General features: G+C 71.8%; 2 protein-coding genes. Both read left to right on the top strand.

Features of this window, described 5'->3' with window-relative positions; translation table 11 throughout:
* The first annotated feature begins 77 nt into the window (after positions 1–77).
* Positions 78–263 (top strand): hypothetical protein, encoded by a 186-nt coding sequence (locus tag CC117_RS10260; protein ID WP_018639832.1) that lies wholly within the window; start codon positions 78–80, stop codon positions 261–263.
* A partial coding sequence (locus CC117_RS10255) for a recombinase family protein (protein ID WP_131803052.1) occupies positions 247–1,219 on the top strand: 973 nt, incomplete at its 3' end. The genes CC117_RS10260 and CC117_RS10255, both read left to right, overlap by 17 nt.

Here is a 1,219-nt window from a genome sequence, read left to right as displayed (position 1 = left end):
GCCCTGCGTCGTGTCGGAGGTTGTCGAGGTGGATATCAGGGAGCAGGTTGAGGGCTGTTCGAGACAGGGGGCCCCCGATGCCGACCCGGCCGCAGCCGCCCCTCCCGCTGCCCGGGCTGCCCGCGGGGGTGCCCGACGTGGCGGTGCGGCTGCCGGCGGAGGCGGTCGCGGCGGCGGTCGACCTGCTCGGCCGGCTGATCGCGGCAGCGACCGGGACGGTGCTCTGTTCGACGCAGGGGAGCTGCGATGACCGAGTTCGGTAAGGTCACCGGGTCGCAGCTACGGCGCGGCGCGGTCGTCTACCTGCGTCAGTCGACCCTGGCTCAGGTCGAACGCAACCGGGAGTCGACCGCCCGGCAGTACGACCTCGTCGAGCGGGCGGTGGCGCTCGGCTGGCCTCGTGTCYGGGTCGGTGTGATCGACGCCGACCTGGGGGTGTCCGGCGCGTCGACGGCGGGCCGGTCCGGGTTCGCCGAGCTGACCCGGCAGGTCGCGCTCGGCGACGTCGGGATCGTGCTCGCCCTGGAGGTCTCCCGGCTCGCGCGTAACAACGCCGACTGGTACCGGCTGCTGGATCTGGCCGGGATGACCGACACCCTGATCGCCGACGCGGACGGCGTCTACCACCCGGGGATGTTCAACGACCGGATGCTGCTCGGGCTGAAAGGCACCATGTCCGAGGCCGAGCTGCACACCCTGCGGGCCCGGCTCAACGGCGGGATCCGTAACAAGGCCGCCCGCGGTGAGCTGCGCCGCCCGCTACCCGTCGGTCTGGTCTGGGCCGACGGGCCCGGCGAGATCCGCCGCCACCCGGACGAGGCGGTCAGCGGGGTGATCTCCGCGATCTTCCGCCGGTTCGGCGAGGTCGGYTCGGTGCGCAAGGTCTGGCTGTGGCTACGCGAGGAGAACCTCAAGCTGCCGCTCCAGCGCAACGGCTACGCCACCGCCGCCGGCCAGGGCACGGAGGTCGCGTGGGTCGAACCGAYCTACCACGCCGTCCACACCATCCTGACCCACCCGGCCTACGCCGGCGCCTACGTCTACGGCCGCACCCGCAAGCACACCTACGTCGGCCAGGACGGCACCGTGCGCACCCGCCACAAAGCCGTTCCCCGCGGCGAGTGGGAGGTCCTGATCCGCGACCACCACGAGGGCTACCTCGACTGGGACACCTACGAGACCAACCTGGTAAAGATCGGCAAGAACATCCGTCCCGAGG

The organism is Parafrankia colletiae (assembly GCF_001854655.1).
Lineage (GTDB): Bacteria > Actinomycetota > Actinomycetes > Frankiales > Frankiaceae > Parafrankia > Parafrankia colletiae.
Note: the sequence above shows the minus strand (reverse complement) of the source record. Positions and strands in the feature narration are given on the sequence as shown.